The following is a 16,401-nucleotide window of genomic DNA, read 5'->3' as shown; positions in this document are numbered from 1 at the left end:
CTAGTATATACAGCCTAAACACAATACAAATTAAGCAATACCGGCCATATGCCGGATACGTTTACTTCCTTGTTACTCTCATCAATATCTAAAGAAAATATCATGACAATCGAAAAAGCAATGCGCATTCGCAATGCGCAATTTGAATTACGACATTTAGAGCAATTACAACCTTCCGCCCTTGCACAAGCAACAACAGGTACTTCGAGAGATGACGTTTATTATGTAACCCGCAGCGACGATAAAATCATTGAAAACCCAAATGGAGGCGATGATACGGTTTACAGCAACGTCAGCTATACCCTTCCAAACCACGTTGAAAACCTTGTTTTGACCGGTACAGCCAACATCTTCGGCGCAGGCAACAACAGTAACAACATCCTCATCGGCAATGAAGGCCGCAACCGCCTCAACAGCGGTCGCGGTGACGACATCGTTTACGGCGGCGGCGGCAACGATTTCATCAATGGCGGCGAAGGCAACGACTGTCTTTTCGGCGAAACAGGCAATGACACCCTAAATGGCGAAGCAGGCAACGATGTGCTTGAAGGTGGCGAAGGTGACGACACCTACCTTTTCTCTGCCAAAAGCGAGCAAGACACCATCATCGACAATCAAGGCCACAACAGCATCCGCTTTCATACCGACCTAAGCCTTAACGATTTAACCGTTGAAGCCCGAAACAACGAAACCGGCGGTCAAGACTGGCTGATTGCCGTGAAAAACAGCAACGCCGTTTTAACCATCAAAAACCAATACACTCAAAACGGTACAACACCGGCAGTCTCCCAATTCATCATCGGCACACAAAAACTGGATGTAAACAGCTTTGCCAAATATTTCGATATTTCCCTGACTGAATATACCGAAAGCGGTAAGACCATCGATGGTAGCGACGGCAATGACCACCTGATTGGCACATCCGGCGATGATATTATCGACGGCAAGGCCGGTGCCGACATTATGGAAGGCAGGGACGGCAATGACACTTACTATGTTGATAACACAAAAGACGTGGTTATCGAACAGGCTGGCGGCGGCGAAGACACCGTATTCAGCAGCATTTCCCATACTGCCGCCACCCACGTCGAAAATGTTACCTTGACCGGCTCGGCCAATATTTTTGCCGCCGGCAACAACAGCAATAACATCCTGACCGGTAACGAAGGCCGCAACCGCCTCAACAGCGGACGCGGTGATGATACCGTTTACGGCATGGGCGGCAACGACAACCTCAACGGCGGCGACGGCAACGATTATCTGGATGGCGGCGACGGTAACGATCTCATCAACGGTGATGCTGGCAACGATATTTTGATGGGCGGCAACGGCAAAGACATTCTGAAAGGCGGCGCCGGAAACGATACCTATATCTACGGCGACAACGATACCATTATCGACAACCAAGGCATCAATACCCTCAAGTTTTCAGACGGCCTGAACAATGCCAAGCTCAACCTGAAGACCATTCATAACGATGATGGCAGCCAAAGCTGGGAAATTACTTCGGATCAAGGTTCAGCCTTGATTCAAAACCAAATCGGTGCTGATGGCAGCATTTCCATCGACCGTTTCCAGTTCAGCGACCAAACTTACACTGCCGCACAGTTCCAACAAGCCTTCCAAGCGCTGAAAGCCAAAAACATTAACTTTGTCGGCACAAACGGCGACGACACTTTGCATGGCAATGCAGGCAACAATGAAATCGACGGCGGCAACGACGGCCGCGACATCCTCTATGGCCACGACGGCGATGACATCTTGCGCGAACACAGCGAAACCTATTACGGCAACGAACCCGCTTCCGACGATAAACTCTACGGCGGCAACGGTAACGACAAACTCTATGCCCATGTAGGCACCGACTTACTCGACGGCGGCGCAGGCAATGATTATCTGGAAGGCGGAGAACACAACGACACCTATGTTTTCGGAAAAGGTTACGGCCACGACACCATTTTCGACTACAACTTCGGTTTTGATAGCGAGGCAAGCCTACACAGACTCAACGCTAATGTCGTTAAATTTACCGGCGGCATTACCCTTGACGACCTCGAAATTACCGTTGAAAAAGGTTACGACAAAACCGGGATTGCCGACATACCCGACAGCAACCAATTTGTATCCCCCCCCCTGTTGGATGGCGATACTTGGCATATCCGCATTAAAGGCACGGACGATGTTTTAACCATCAAAAACCAAAGCGGTATTTATGGTGCGATTTCCGAGTTTCAGTTTGACGGCAATACCTCATACAGCACAGGCGAGCTGATCAACCACTTCAAACTGTCTATCCCGCACATGATCGGCAACAAAAACATCGTCCAATACACAGGCCAACCCGTTGAAGAACTCAACCGTGATGTGTACAACAACTTCAATCACACCATCCACGCCGATAGCGACAACAGCGATTTAGATTTGTCGCATTACACTTCTGTTGTCGAATACAGGGGCAACCGAAGCGATGAAACCATTACTTTGGGCCGAGGCATCAACATCGTTGATACGGCCGGCGGCAACGATACCATTACCGACCCGGGTGCCGACAACACCGTTATCATGTTTGGCAGAAACAGCGGCAACGACACCTTTAATCCGTATGGTGGCAGCGATACCCAAGTCCTTTTCAAAGAAGGGCTGACGCTGAAAGATTTACAGTTGAAAACCGGCGATGATTGGGTCTTAACCATCAAAGATACAGGCGACACCCTGACCATCCATGACATTGCCAACAATAATGTCGACAGCTTTGTATTCGGAAACGGTAAGAGCTACACCGCCGATGAAATCAGCAAAGCACTGATTACTGAAAATACACAAAACAACGGTATCCTGTAAAACTCAAAGGCCGTCTGAAACCTTAATTCAGACGGCCTTAGTCCTTTGCTGATTTATTTATCGTTCTGCTATATAATTATTCTCATTCGAATTCACAAGAAAGAATAAAAATGGATGCCTTAAATCTCCTCACCACTCGTCGCTCTTCCAAAAAACTGACTGCTCCTGCACCCAATGCCGAGCAACTGGAACAAATGCTGCAAGCGGCAACACAAGTACCTGATCACGGCAATATGCGCCCTTACCGCTTTACTGTAATTCAAAGCGAGGCCGGCTTACAACGTTTCCGCGAGCTTTTGGGCAAGACCGTTACCGAACTCAACTTCGGTGATGATGCCATGAAAAAGGCCGAACGCGTCGGCAACATGGCGCCTATGATTATTGGCGTTACATTTGCGCCAAACCGTGAAGTGGCGAAACCCAAACCTGAATGGGAGCAAATGCTGACTGCAGGCTGCGCCGCCTATGCTTTACAACTGGCTGCTTCTGCTCAAGGCTTCGACAATGTTTGGATTACGGGCATGTGGGTCAACAGCCCATTGTTGCGCGAAGCATTTGAGTGTGCCGACAAAGACAAAATCATCGGCCTGATGATGATTGGTTCGCCGACCGAAGAAGGAAGCGGCCCGAAAAATACCAACTTAGAATGTTTTACAACTTATTGGTAAAGCCTGAAAATACTAAGGCCGTCTGAAAAACCTGATTTAATGGTTTTCAGACGGCCTTTTTATGTCTCTTGTCAAAATATCAAGCAGGATTCATAAACGCTTCAACTTCTTCCAAAGAAATATCCGCCGTCGCGCCATGACGTGAAGCCACCAATGCACCCAGCGCACAAGCAAAAGCAATGGCTTCTTGAGGAGGCGCATTATTGAGCAGCTTGTAAGTCAAACCACCAAGAAAGCTGTCGCCGGAGCCGACAGTATCCACCACTTTGACGCGGAAACCGCAATGACGGTACAACTCGCCGTCCTTATACAAAACCGCGCCATGACTACCCAAAGTCACACACAAGATTTTGACGCCGGTCAGCTCAACGAGGTAGCCGATATTTTGTTCGATACTGTGATAAGGAGAACCGTAAGCCGCAGCCAACTCATACAGCTCATCATCATTGAGTTTGACCATATCGGACTGTTTCATGGTCTCAAGCAAGCGGTCAATATCGTAATGAGGCTTACGCAGATTAACGTCAAAAATTTTGAATTTGGCTTCTTTCAGCAAAACCGCCAAGCTTTTACGCGAAACTTCATCGCGGGTTGCCAAGCTGCCAAAAACGAAAGCATCTGATTCTGCCACACGTTTGATTGCCGCATCATCAACCGCAATCCTGTCCCACGCGCAAGGATAAACAATCTCATAAGACGCACTGCCAGACTTGTCCAAGTGTACTTTCACCAAGCTGGTCGCACATTCGTGACAAACCTGCAAATAATCAGTATTGACGTTTTTACTTTGAATTTGACGTAGCAATTCCTCGCCATCGGCATCATCGCCGCGACGACTGATGATGACAGCATCGATACCCAAAGACTGCAAACGGACAGCAACATTTAGGGGTGCACCACCCAATACCTTTCCGTTTGGAAAATCGTCCCACAGCACTTCGCCGAAACTGGTTACTTTCATTCTTGGCCTTCCTTTTTTGAGGTTGATTGGCAGGGTCTGCACACCCGACAGATTTTTGCAAATCATGTACTTGTAGTAAAACTCCAGCATCGGGGGCAAAAGTATTATGTTTTAAAATATTGGGACTGACAAGCAATTAAGGGAATATCAGACAATAAACTTGATTCATCACAAAATTATATTGTTCCTATTTTTTCTTTTTCTTTCACATTTATCCCCTCCTGTTTCATTAAAACAAAATATTCTGAAATTTAAATACAAAAGGCCGTCTGAAAACTGATTCAATCAATTTTCAGACGGCCTTTATCGCAGCATTGCAGCGATTAAACTACAACTTCTTCTTTTTTCTTCACTTCTTTGGCAATGTTCTCACGACTCAAGCCAAACATCAGCAAGAGCGGGCTGGCAACCAATACGGAAGAGTAAATACCGAACACGATACCGATAGTCAGCGCCATAGAGAAACCGTGCAAGGCTGCACCGCCAAACACCAGCATAGAAACAACCATTGCCTCGGTCGAACCGTGGGTAATGATGGTACGGCTCATGGTTGCAGTAATCGCGTTGTCGATGACTTCCGGCACAGTGTGGCCGCGCATATGCGGCTTGCGGAAGTTTTCGCGAATACGGTCAAATACCACCACAGATTCGTTTACGGAATAACCCAAAACAGCCAAGATACCTGCCAAGACAGTCAATGAGAATTCCCATTGGAAGAAGGCGAAACAGCCGAGAATAATCACGATATCGTGCATATTCGCAATAATCGCGGATACTGCAAAACGCCACTCAAAACGCATGGACAAGTAAATAATAATACCTGCCACCACGAAGCCCAATGCCATCAAACCATTGGTAACCAATTCTTCACCAACCTGAGGGCCGATGAATTCGACTTGGCGCAAGGTAACGTCAGGGTTGTCTTTTTTCAGCAAATCCATCACTTGGTTGGACAGCTGTGCAGACGTTACGCCTTCTTTGTTCGGCAGGCGAATCATAATGTGTTTATTCGTACCCAAGGCCTGAACCTGTACATCACCCATTTTCAGCGTATCGAGGCGTTCGCGCGTTTTATTCACATCCACGCCCTGCTGATATTGGACTTCCATCACCGTACCGCCTGTAAATTCGACGGAGAAATTCAGGCCTTTGGTTACCAAAAAGAACACGGCGGCGATAAACGTAACCAACGAAATAAAAGTCGTCAGTTTGCCGTAGCTCATAAACGGAATATCACGTTTGATTTTAAATAATTCCATGTTTTACTCCTTGCCTTCTGCCATTTCAGCTTTCGGCTTCCATACCGAACCGATGGAAATATTTTGCAATTTGCGGCGACGGCCGTACCACAGGTTGACCAAAGCACGGAACACGACCACGGATGAATACATCGAAGTCAGAATACCGATACAGTGTACAACCGCAAAACCGCGTACCGGGCCGGAACCGAATACCAACAAAGCGATACCGGCAATCAGGGAGGTCAAGTTGGAATCGACAATGGTTGCCCAAGCGTGTTGGAAACCGAGGTTGATGGCCTGCTGTGGTACGACACCGGCACGCAGTTCCTCACGGATACGTTCATTAATCAACACGTTGGAGTCAATCGCCATACCCAAGGTCAAAGCCAAGGCGGCAATACCCGGCAAGGTCAGCGTTGCCTGCATGGCAGACAAAATACCCACCAAAAACAAGATATTGGTACTCAAGGCAATGGTAGAGAAGAAACCCATCAAGCGATAGTAAATCACCATGAATGCAGCAACAGCGGCAAAGCCCCACAAGGTAGAGTGGAAACCTTTTTCAATGTTTTCTTTACCCAAAGACGGGCCGATGGTACGTTCTTCGACAATCTGCATCGGCGCGGCCAGCGAACCGGCGCGCAGCAACAATGAAGTATCGTTGGCTTCGGCTGTCGTCATGCTGCCGGAAATCTCCACGCGGCCACCGGTAATGGCGGCTCGGATGACAGGCGCGGTCACGACTTCGGATTTACCTTGGTCGATCAACACCATAGCCATACGTTTACCCACATTGGCCGAAGTCAATTCGCCAAAAATGCTGCCGCCCGCACTATCCAGGCTCAGGCTCACGGCAGGCGCGCCCATTTGGTCAAAGCTAGGTTGCGCATCGTTGATGTTGTCGCCGGTTAGTTCAACTTGTTTGTTGACCAAGATAGTTTCCGGATGATCGCCACCGCTTGACAGCAATTCGTAACCGGTCGGCACATTGCCGTTCAAAGCTTCTTGCAGTTTGATCGGATCGTCTTCCACCATACGCACTTCCAAAGTCGCAGTACGACCGATAATATCTTTTGCTTTGGCAGTATCTTGCACGCCCGGCAGCTGTACGACAATGCGGTCAAGGCCGGATTGTTGGATAACCGGTTCGGCTACGCCCAATTCGTTCACACGGTTGTGCAACGTATTGATATTTTGTTTAACTGCATCAGAACGTACTTTATTGATTGCCTCTTCAGACAAAGTCAGCACGATATTGTTACCGTCCGGCAGCAGCGTGGCTTCAGGGAACAATTTTTGCAACTGAGGCAAGGCTTTTTGTACATCGGCAGCATCTTGCAAAGGCACGGTCAGACCGTTTTCAGTCTGATGCACCGTGCCGGTACGGATTTTTTCGCGGCGCAATTCGCGGCGGATATCGCCGGAATAACGTTCAAACGTTTTCTGCATCGCGGCTTTCATGTCCACCTGCATGGTGAAATGCACGCCGCCGCGCAAGTCCAGACCCAGGAACATCGGATTGGCTTTGATTTTCGCCATCCACTCAGGGCTGTCTGCCAACAGGTTGAGCGCGGTAATATAGCCCTCGCCCAAAGTATTTTCGATGACGTCGCGCGCTTTCAGTTGCGTTTCGGTATCTTTGAAACGCACTTTCAGCGAGTTGTCGACGATGAACATACCATCAGTCTGAATACCTGCCTGTTTCAGCGCGGCATCCACTTTAGACTGGGTTTGCTCATTGATAACGATGGCTTGTCGGTTGGTCGATACCTGTACGGCAGGCGTTTCACCGAAAAGGTTGGGCAGCGAGTAAACAGCCGCAACCACAATCGTGAACGCAATCAGCAGGTATTTCCATAAAGGATAACGGTTCATGGTAAACCTTTGCTTTATTTATAAAGGCAAACAGCCGCGCTCGGAAAATGAGGCGGCTTTTTGCAAAAAAACGGATTATTCGGCTTTCGCGGCAATCGCGTTGCGCTCAACTTCCACTTCGATTTTCGCACCTTGACCGATGTCGACAGTGTAGAATTGCTCGCCGACTTTGGTCACGCGGCCTTTGAAGCCTGCCGCCAAAACGACTTTATCGCCGACTTTCAAAGCGGCCAACATCGCTTGGTGCGCTTTGAATTTCTTTTGTTGAGGACGCATAATCAGGAAGTAGAACACCACCATGATCAGCACTAAAGGGGCAAATTGAGCCACTGCTTGATTCATAATATATCCGTTCTTTCAAGTTTTAGATTAAGTAAAAAACTGCACACTGCAATCAAATACATTGGTTGGACTGTAAAATTGAGCTATTCTAAAGGTCGTCTGAAAAATTTCCAAGTATTTCCGTATTTATTAACCATATTTAGCAGTCTTTACGACTTGTCCGACACATACTGTTCCATGTTCAAAAAAATCCTTTGGCGCATCAGCACCCGCCTACGCCGTTTGTTTGGCAAAAACGCCCGCACCGTATGGATTTCGCATCCGATATTCCTACAGCACCAGCCGGGGCCTAACCATCCCGACAGGCCCGAACGCATCAGCTCCATTCAAACTGCCTTAAAACAAGAAGGCATTTGGCGTCGCCTGCAAACCACCGAAGCACCGGAAATCAAAGATGCGCAGCTGGCATTGGTCCACTCGCGCAACTATCTGCACGAGTTGGAAGCCGCCCAGCCGCTCCCCGGCAAAATCCACCGCATCGATGACGATACGGTCATCTGCCACGACTCCCTTCAAGCCGCCCGTTTTGCGGCCGGAGCCGTTGTCAAGGCAGTCGATATGGTGATGAATAAAAAAGCCTGGCATGCTTTTTGCGCCATCCGCCCGCCAGGCCACCATGCCCACAGCAACAGCGCCGGCGGATTTTGCCTGATCAACAACACCGCCACCGGCGTGATGCACGCCATTGCCCAATACCGCTTGCAACGCATCGCCGTCATCGATTTCGACGTCCACTTCGGCGATGGAACGGCGGAGATTCTCCAAGACGATCCGCGCGTGATGTTTTTCAACCTGTTTGAAACCGATATCTTTCCCTTCCCTCAGGCGGAACAATACGCCGGCAATAAAAATATGCTGCATACGCCCCTCAAACCAGGCACAGGCAGCCGTATCTTCCGCACGACCATCCGCGAACAATGGCTGCCCAAGCTCACGGCCTTCCGCCCCGAGTTGGTGTTGCTTTCGGCAGGTTTTGACGGGCATAAACAAGACGAAACAGGCCGTCTGAACCTGCATGAAGCCGATTTTGCCTGGCTGACGCACAAAATCGTCCAAGCAACGGCAAGCTGCCAAGGACGTGTTGTTTCCGTGCTGGAAGGCGGCTATACCTTGGAATCCATGTCCAAATCCGCCGCCGCCCACATCCGCGTATTGGCGGGCTTAAGCAAGGCCGATTACGTCATCGCCTACCAAAAGCATCTGAAGCGCGGCAAAAGTAACAATCCTACACCATAACGCATTCAAACTATTGCCCAGGCCGTCTGAAAACAGATTATCCATTTCAGAAGGCCTTTTTTTTCATTTACAAACTTTAATTTGAGCAAAGACAAACCATTTCCATATTATCAGTAGTAAAATAACAAACATAAAACATATCAATAAAAACATTTCACACGCCACACTGCTTCCCTTTCCCCAATTGACCGTCTTTTTCAGACGGCCTCCACTTTAAAAAAGGAGCGTTACAATGAAAGCAGCACGTTTTTATAACAAAGGCGACATCCGCATCGAAGACATTCCCGAGCCAACCGTAGCTCCGGGTACTGTCGGCATCAATGTTGCTTGGTGCGGTATCTGCGGTACAGACCTGCATGAATTCATGGAAGGCCCGATTTTCATTCCGCCTTGCGGCCATCCGCACCCAATCTCCGGCGAGTCTGCGCCAGTCACCATGGGTCACGAGTTCTCCGGCGTGGTTTATGCCGTAGGCGAAGGCGTGGACGACATCAAAGTCGGTCAACACGTTGTTGTCGAACCCTACATCATCCGCGACGACGTACCGACCGGCGAAGGCAGCAACTACCACCTCTCCAAAGACATGAACTTCATCGGCTTGGGCGGCTGCGGTGGCGGCTTGTCTGAAAAAATTGCCGTTAAACGCCGTTGGGTACACCCTATTTCCGACAAAATCCCATTGGACCAAGCTGCTTTGATTGAGCCTCTGTCTGTCGGCCACCATGCTTATGTACGCAGTGGCGCGAAAGAAGGCGACGTCGCATTGGTCGGCGGCGCAGGCCCAATCGGTTTGCTGTTGGCTGCCGTACTGAAAGCCAAAGGCATCAAAGTCATCATCACCGAATTGAGCAAAGCGCGTAAAGACAAAGCACGCGAAGCCGGCGTGGCCGACTACATCCTCGACCCATCCGAAGTCGATGTCGTTGAAGAAGTGAAAAAACTGACCAACGGCGAAGGCGTAGACGTTGCATTCGAATGCACCAGCGTCAACAAAGTGCTGGACACCATGGTCGAAGCATGCCGTCCGACTGCGAAAGTCGTCATCGTATCCATTTGGAGCCACCCCGCTACCATCAACGTCCACAGCGTTGTGATGAAAGAGCTGGACGTGCGCGGCACCATCGCCTACTGCAACGACCACGCCGAAACCATCAAATTGGTTGAAGAAGGCAAAATCAACCTTGAGCCTTTCATCACCCAACGCATCAAACTGGACGAATTGATTTCCGAAGGCTTCGAGCGCTTGATCCACAACAATGAATCCGCAGTAAAAATCATTGTTAATCCTAATCTTTAATCCTAAGGCTTAAAGAATAAACAGGCCGTCTGAAACTTTTCAGACGGCCTGTTTACTTGATAAATTCCCGAATGGCCCAATCCTCTGCCAACCATTCACTTATCAAGAGCAAAATCTCATGAATCCAAAATACGCCCCACTCTTTCAAACATACACCCTCAATAACGGCGTAACCATCAAAAACCGCCTTGCCGTCGCCCCCATGACCCATTTCGGTTCACAAACCGACGGTTTAATCAGCGACCAAGAGCGTACCTTCCTCAGCAACCGCGCAGGCGATATGGGCCTGTTTATCACGGCCGCCACTTTGGTTCAAAAAGACGGCAAAGCCTTTCACGGCCAACCTGAAGCCACAGGCGAACACTGCCTCGACAGCCTGAAAGAAACCGCACAAATCCTGCGACAACAAGGCACAAAAGCGATTTTGCAAATCCATCACGGCGGTTCCAAAGCCATTGATGACCTTTTGGACGGTCTCGACAAAATCAGCGCTTCCGCCAACGAAGCCGAACACGCACGCGAAGCGACCGCAGAAGAAGTCGAAGCACTCATCGCCTCTTATGCGCAAGCCGCCGATTTGGCGCTTCGTGCCGGTTTTGACGGCGTGGAAATCCACGGTGCGAACGGCTATTTAATCCAACAGTTTTACTCTGCCCAAAGCAACCGCCGCAACGACCAATGGGGCGGCAGCTTGGAAAACAGAATGCGCTTCCCGCTGGCCGTTGTCGATGCCGTGGTTGCCGTCCGAGAAAAACACCAGCGCGACGATTTCATTATCGGCTACCGCTTCTCCCCCGAAGAGCCGGGCGAAGACGGCTTAACCATGACCGAAACCGGCGCACTGATTGACGCATTGGTACAAAAACCGCTGCAATATCTGCACGTTTCCCTGTGGGAATTTGATAAAAAAATCCGTCGCGGCGGCGATACCGCCCAAACCCGTATGCAGTTTATCCACGAACGCATCAACGGCAAACTGCCGCTTATCGGCGTGGGCAACCTGTTTACCGCCGACCAAATTTTGGCCGCCTATGAAACCGGCTGGGCAGAATTTATCGCCTTGGGCAAAACCGTGATGATTAATCCGCACATCGCCACGCAAATCCGCGAAGGCCGCGAAGCTGAAATCGAAACGCAACTCGACCCGACACGCGCCGACCATTACGGCCTCCCCGACACCTTGTGGGGATTTGCCTCCAGCGGTACGCAATCATGGCTGCCGCCGGTAAAAGGCGCGGAATGGAAACCGATGGATATTTAATCATCGATTCATAGCACAAGGCCGTCTGAAACTTTTCAGACGGCCTTTGGTTTGGTGCAAACATTGAATTATCAAGCATTTTTTTGTACAATTCCGCATCTTTCAATCTATTGCAGGGCGTGTCGCACACGCCCTTATTTTAGCCTGTTTTCCAACACCCATACCCTTCAGGCCGTCTGAAAAAGCGGCCTGAAACTTTTTGCAAAGAAAACCATGTCCCAAGAAATCCTCGACCAAGTGCGCCGCCGCCGCACGTTTGCCATCATCTCCCACCCTGACGCGGGTAAAACCACGCTGACCGAAAAACTGTTGCTGTTTTCAGGCGCGATTCAGAGCGCGGGTACGGTAAAAGGCAAGAAAACCGGCAAATTCGCCACCTCCGACTGGATGGAAATCGAGAAGCAGCGTGGCATTTCCGTGGCATCAAGCGTGATGCAGTTCGACTACAAAGACCATACCGTCAACCTCTTGGACACGCCGGGACACCAAGATTTCTCCGAAGATACCTACCGCGTATTGACCGCCGTCGACAGCGCCTTGATGGTCATCGACGCGGCAAAAGGCGTGGAAGCGCAAACCATCAAACTCTTGAACGTCTGCCGCCTGCGCAATACGCCGATTGTTACGTTCATGAACAAATACGACCGCGAAGTGCGCGATTCGCTGGAACTCTTGGACGAAGTAGAAAACATCCTGCAAATCCGCTGCGCGCCCGTAACTTGGCCAATCGGCATGGGCAAAAACTTCAAAGGCGTGTACCACATCCTGAACGACGAAATCTATCTCTTTGAAGCGGGCGGTGAACGCCTGCCGCACGAGTTCGACATCATCAAAGGCATCGACAATCCCGAATTGGAACAACGCTTTCCGTTGGAAATCCAACAGTTGCGCGACGAAATCGAATTGGTGCAGGCGGCTTCCAACGAGTTCAATCTCGACGAATTCCTCGCCGGCGAACTCACGCCCGTGTTCTTCGGTTCGGCAATTAACAACTTCGGTATTCAGGAAATCCTCAATTCATTGATTGAATGGGCGCCTGCGCCGAAACCGCGCGATGCGACCGTACGCATGGTCGAGCCAGATGAGCCGAAGTTTTCCGGATTTATCTTTAAAATCCAAGCCAATATGGACCCGAAACACCGCGACCGCATCGCCTTCTTGCGCGTCTGCTCCGGTAAATTCGAGCGCGGCATGAAGATGAAACATCTGCGCATCAACCGCGAAATCGCCGCCTCCAGCGTGGTAACCTTCATGTCGCACGACCGCGAGCTGGTGGAAGAAGCCTACGCCGGCGACATCATCGGCATCCCGAACCACGGCAACATCCAAATCGGCGACAGCTTCTCCGAAGGCGAACAACTGGCATTTACCGGCATTCCCTTCTTCGCACCCGAACTGTTCCGCAGCGTCCGCATCAAAAATCCGCTGAAAATCAAGCAACTGCAAAAAGGTTTGCAGCAACTCGGCGAAGAAGGCGCGGTACAAGTCTTCAAACCGATGAGCGGCGCAGATTTGATTTTGGGCGCGGTCGGCGTGTTGCAGTTTGAAGTCGTTACCTCGCGGCTGGCCAACGAATACGGCGTAGAAGCCGTGTTCGACAGCGCATCCATCTGGTCGGCGCGCTGGGTATCGTGCGAAGACAAGAAAAAGCTGGCGGAATTTGAAAAAGCTAACGCAGGCAATCTGGCGATAGACGCAGGCGGCAACCTCGCCTACCTTGCGCCTAACCGCGTCAACTTAAACCTGACGCAGGAACGCTGGCCGGACATCGTGTTCCACGAAACGCGCGAGCATTCGGTTAAACTGTAAAACGCAAAGGCCGTCTGAAACTTTCAGACGGCCTTTTTTTCATTCGATATCAACCCAATAAATCCCAAGCAAACTTTCCGATGGTCAGGCACAGCAGCAACATAAACCCATAACGCAGCAGCCTGGTTCCGCCGCGCATTGCCAAGCGCGCGCCGACCACGCCGCCGCACAAATTCGCCACCGCCAACGGTATCGCCCATGCCCACACAACATGGCCTTGCGGAATAAAAAACGTCAGCGCAGCAAGATTGGTGGTCGAATTGATGACCTTTGCCGAGGCGTTAGCCGCTAAAAAATCATAGCCGTAAAAGCGGACGAACACAAAAGCCAGCAGGCTGCCCGTTCCCGGCCCGAACACGCCGTCGTAAAACCCGATTAACGCGCCGAAAAATAAGCCCCATAAAGTTTCGCGGCGCGTCAGCTTTTCAGTGCGCACCGTCTGTCCCAAGTCTTTTTTCAAAAAAGTGTACAGACACATGGCAATCATGATGACCAACATCGTCGGTTTCATGTATTGCACGGGGAAATACACCACCGTTTTCGCGCCCAAATATGAAGCGACAAATGCCAACACCGCGGCAGGCAGCAGCATTTTCCACGGCACGGGGATTCGGCGCAGGTATTGCCCCGTCGCAGTCAGCGTGCCGCAGCAGGAAGCAAATTTATTGACACCCATTACCGAGGCCACAGGTGTAGCGTTTGGCAATAGGTTGAATAATCCGGGAATCTGCAATAGCCCGCCTCCGCCAACCGCCGCATCCATCAGCCCTGCGGCAAAGCCGACCAACACCAGATAATAAAAAAACGAATCTGCAAGCATAATGTCCATCTCTAAAAAGCAAAGCGATTTTGCGCGTATTTGCCTGTCCTGACAACCTACAAGGCCGTCTGAAAAACAAGGAACGATATCCTGTTTTCAGACGGCCTTTCTTTTTAAATTCAACCGCTCAAATTGCGGCTTAAAAATTTTTCCATTAAAATGCCGCCCCTTATCTTTCCTACACACAACACATTTTATGGAACATTCCACCCCGACCAAACGCACAGCCCACGACCGAATGGGCATCTTCGCGCATTTCATTTTTGCCAGCCGCTGGCTGCAACTGCCGATTTATATAGGCTTGATTATCGCCCAAGTCATTTATGCCTGTAAGTTCCTCAAATCCTTGTGGCACTTGGTATCCAATTTCAGCATCATGGATGAAAACACCATCATGATCGCCGTATTGAACCTGATTGATGTTGTGATGATTGCCAACCTGCTGACCATGGTCATTGTCGGCGGCTACGAGACCTTCGTCTCCCGCCTTCACGTTGACGAACATCCCGACCAGCCCGAATGGCTCAGCCATGTCAATGCTTCGGTTTTGAAGGTTAAGCTGTCGATGTCCATCATCAGCATTTCCTCCATCCATCTGCTGCAAACCTTCCTCAACGCCGCCAATCTGTCGGAAAAACAAATCATGTGGCAATGTATTACCCACATCTGCTTCCTGATTTCCGCCCTCGCCATGGCTTTAACGGACAAAATCGTGTACAGCACGACGCATAAAGCGCATTGATAATAAAAGGCAATCAAAAGGCCGTCTGAAATATTTCAGACGGCCTTTTGCTATCTGGCAATGTTTACAGCTTATTGCTTACGCTTGTCCCACCAGGCAAACAAATTGCCCAAAACCGTTCCTGACACAGAGTGCCAAACGCAGGCAACGGCGGCGGCAACGGCAGATTCGGCATTACCGGGGAAAAATTTAGCACTCAAACCGGTGGCAAGTCCGGCATTTTGTACGCCGACTTCGATGGCAAGAGTGCGTTTTTTGGCGGTGTTCATGCCGGTCAGTGCGCCGCTGTAATAGCCGAGGATGTAGCCACCGATGTTGTGGGCAGCGATGGCGAGTACCATAACGAAGGCGGATTCAGCAAAGCGGTGGCCGTGAACGGCAGCAACGCCGCCGACGATGCAGGCAAACGCGACAACGGCAACAGCAGGCATAATCGCGCGCACGTCTTCAAACCAGTGTTTTTTATGCAGCAATATATTGGCGGCAGAACCGATAACCACAGGCAACAAGGTAACGAGCAACATAAATTTGAACATACCCCAGCCGTCCATTTCGACGGTTTGTCCGACCAAATAAGTCATCCACAGCGGCGTCATCACAGGCGCAAGGACGGTGGAGACGGTGGTCATACCGACTGAAAAGGCGACATCGCCTTTAGCCAAAAAACTCATGATATTGGACGAAACACCGCCCGGGCAGGTGCCGACCAAAACCAGACCCAGCGTTAATCCAGGCGAGAGGTCAAAGGCTCTGGCAATACCGATAGCGAGCAGGGGCATAATCGTGTATTGGGCGATGGCGCCGATAAAAATATCGAGCGGACGTTGCGCCAGAATTTGATAATCTTCTTTGCCTAAAGTCATGCCCATACCGAGCATGATGATACCGAGTACAACGACTTGAGTATCGCCTTTTACCCATGAAAACGTAGCAGGTTCGATAAAGGCGATAATGGAGGCAAGGACGATAATCAAGGCGGTGAAGCGGGTCATTTGCCGACTGATAGCGGTCAGAAAGTTCATATTTTACTCCTTTGTATGTTTTTATCATGACAATAATTGCCATAATTTAACACATATTAACTCTTGTGCGCAATGACAGTAACGAAACAGGAAATCCATCATCCAATAATGTTTAAAAACAAACCACACTAACTCCACCCAATATCAACACAAAGGCCATCTGAAACCTTTTCAGACGGCCTTGTTTTATCCGTTCATTATCGATTTATTCGATATTTTGAACCTGTTCGCGCATTTGTTCGATTAAGACTTTCAGTTCAACCGACGCTTGCGTGCATTCGGCGGC

At 50.0% G+C, this 16,401-nt stretch carries 14 protein-coding genes; 7 read left to right on the top strand and 7 right to left on the bottom strand.

Going from position 1 to position 16,401, the window contains the following annotated elements; all coding sequences use genetic code 11:
• Positions 1–102: 102 nt before the first annotated feature.
• Both ACTHUE_RS03420 and ACTHUE_RS03415 read left to right on the top strand, forming a co-directional pair.
• Positions 103–2,841 (top strand): calcium-binding protein, encoded by a 2,739-nt coding sequence (locus tag ACTHUE_RS03420; RefSeq protein ID WP_049335380.1) that lies wholly within the window; start codon positions 103–105, stop codon positions 2,839–2,841.
• Positions 2,842–2,951: 110 nt separating this feature from the next.
• Positions 2,952–3,509 (top strand): nitroreductase family protein, encoded by a 558-nt coding sequence (locus ACTHUE_RS03415; RefSeq protein WP_049330902.1) that lies wholly within the window; start codon positions 2,952–2,954, stop codon positions 3,507–3,509.
• 79 nt (positions 3,510–3,588) lie between these two features.
• Here the strand turns inward: ACTHUE_RS03415 and ACTHUE_RS03410 are convergent, their stop codons facing one another.
• From ACTHUE_RS03410 to yajC, 4 genes are all read right to left on the bottom strand, one after another.
• Positions 3,589–4,470 carry a carbohydrate kinase family protein gene (locus ACTHUE_RS03410; RefSeq protein WP_049330901.1) on the bottom strand — a complete coding sequence of 294 codons (882 nt, stop codon included), beginning with the start codon at positions 4,468–4,470 and terminating at the stop codon, positions 3,589–3,591.
• A gap of 323 nt (positions 4,471–4,793) precedes the next feature.
• Complete coding sequence (secF, locus tag ACTHUE_RS03405) at positions 4,794–5,729, bottom strand: protein translocase subunit SecF (protein WP_003686183.1); 936 nt, start codon at positions 5,727–5,729, stop codon at positions 4,794–4,796.
• 3 nt (positions 5,730–5,732) lie between these two features.
• Positions 5,733–7,586: a protein translocase subunit SecD gene (gene secD / locus ACTHUE_RS03400; RefSeq protein ID WP_004519309.1), complete on the bottom strand. Its 1,854-nt coding sequence runs from the start codon at positions 7,584–7,586 to the stop codon at positions 5,733–5,735.
• Between the two features lie 75 nt (positions 7,587–7,661).
• A complete protein-coding gene (yajC, locus tag ACTHUE_RS03395; RefSeq protein ID WP_003675720.1) occupies positions 7,662–7,928 on the bottom strand; it encodes a preprotein translocase subunit YajC in 267 nt (88 codons plus the stop codon).
• 177 nt (positions 7,929–8,105) lie between these two features.
• On the opposite strand from yajC, the gene ACTHUE_RS03390 reads away from it, so the two are divergent.
• From ACTHUE_RS03390 to ACTHUE_RS03375, 4 genes are all read left to right on the top strand, one after another.
• Positions 8,106–9,164 (top strand): histone deacetylase family protein, encoded by a 1,059-nt coding sequence (locus tag ACTHUE_RS03390; protein ID WP_049335378.1) that lies wholly within the window; start codon positions 8,106–8,108, stop codon positions 9,162–9,164.
• A gap of 232 nt (positions 9,165–9,396) precedes the next feature.
• Positions 9,397–10,461, top strand: coding sequence for a 2,3-butanediol dehydrogenase (locus tag ACTHUE_RS03385; RefSeq protein ID WP_003745670.1), 1,065 nt, complete (start codon positions 9,397–9,399; stop codon positions 10,459–10,461).
• Positions 10,462–10,579: 118 nt separating this feature from the next.
• Positions 10,580–11,722, top strand: a complete 1,143-nt coding sequence (locus tag ACTHUE_RS03380) for an NADH-dependent flavin oxidoreductase (RefSeq protein WP_049335376.1) — start codon at positions 10,580–10,582, stop codon at positions 11,720–11,722.
• Positions 11,723–11,935: 213 nt separating this feature from the next.
• The gene (locus tag ACTHUE_RS03375) at positions 11,936–13,531 is read left to right on the top strand and encodes a peptide chain release factor 3 (RefSeq protein ID WP_070588308.1); all 1,596 of its coding nucleotides are present in this window, start codon (positions 11,936–11,938) and stop codon (positions 13,529–13,531) included.
• 49 nt (positions 13,532–13,580) lie between these two features.
• Here the strand turns inward: ACTHUE_RS03375 and ACTHUE_RS03370 are convergent, their stop codons facing one another.
• Positions 13,581–14,351: a sulfite exporter TauE/SafE family protein gene (locus tag ACTHUE_RS03370; protein ID WP_039862025.1), complete on the bottom strand. Its 771-nt coding sequence runs from the start codon at positions 14,349–14,351 to the stop codon at positions 13,581–13,583.
• A gap of 196 nt (positions 14,352–14,547) precedes the next feature.
• Between ACTHUE_RS03370 and ACTHUE_RS03365 the strand changes: the two genes are divergently transcribed.
• Positions 14,548–15,093, top strand: a complete 546-nt coding sequence (locus tag ACTHUE_RS03365) for a TIGR00645 family protein (RefSeq protein ID WP_004519303.1) — start codon at positions 14,548–14,550, stop codon at positions 15,091–15,093.
• A 71-nt stretch (positions 15,094–15,164) separates the two neighbouring features.
• On the opposite strand, the gene ACTHUE_RS03360 is transcribed toward ACTHUE_RS03365, so the two are convergent.
• Positions 15,165–16,115, bottom strand: coding sequence for a bile acid:sodium symporter family protein (locus ACTHUE_RS03360; RefSeq protein ID WP_004519302.1), 951 nt, complete (start codon positions 16,113–16,115; stop codon positions 15,165–15,167).
• Positions 16,116–16,320: 205 nt separating this feature from the next.
• The coding region (locus ACTHUE_RS03355) for an endoribonuclease YicC domain-containing protein (RefSeq protein ID WP_440423031.1) at positions 16,321–16,401 on the bottom strand (81 nt) is incomplete at its 5' end.

It is taken from the genome of Neisseria sp. P0021.S005 (assembly GCF_051956955.1).
Note: the sequence above shows the minus strand (reverse complement) of the source record. Positions and strands in the feature narration are given on the sequence as shown.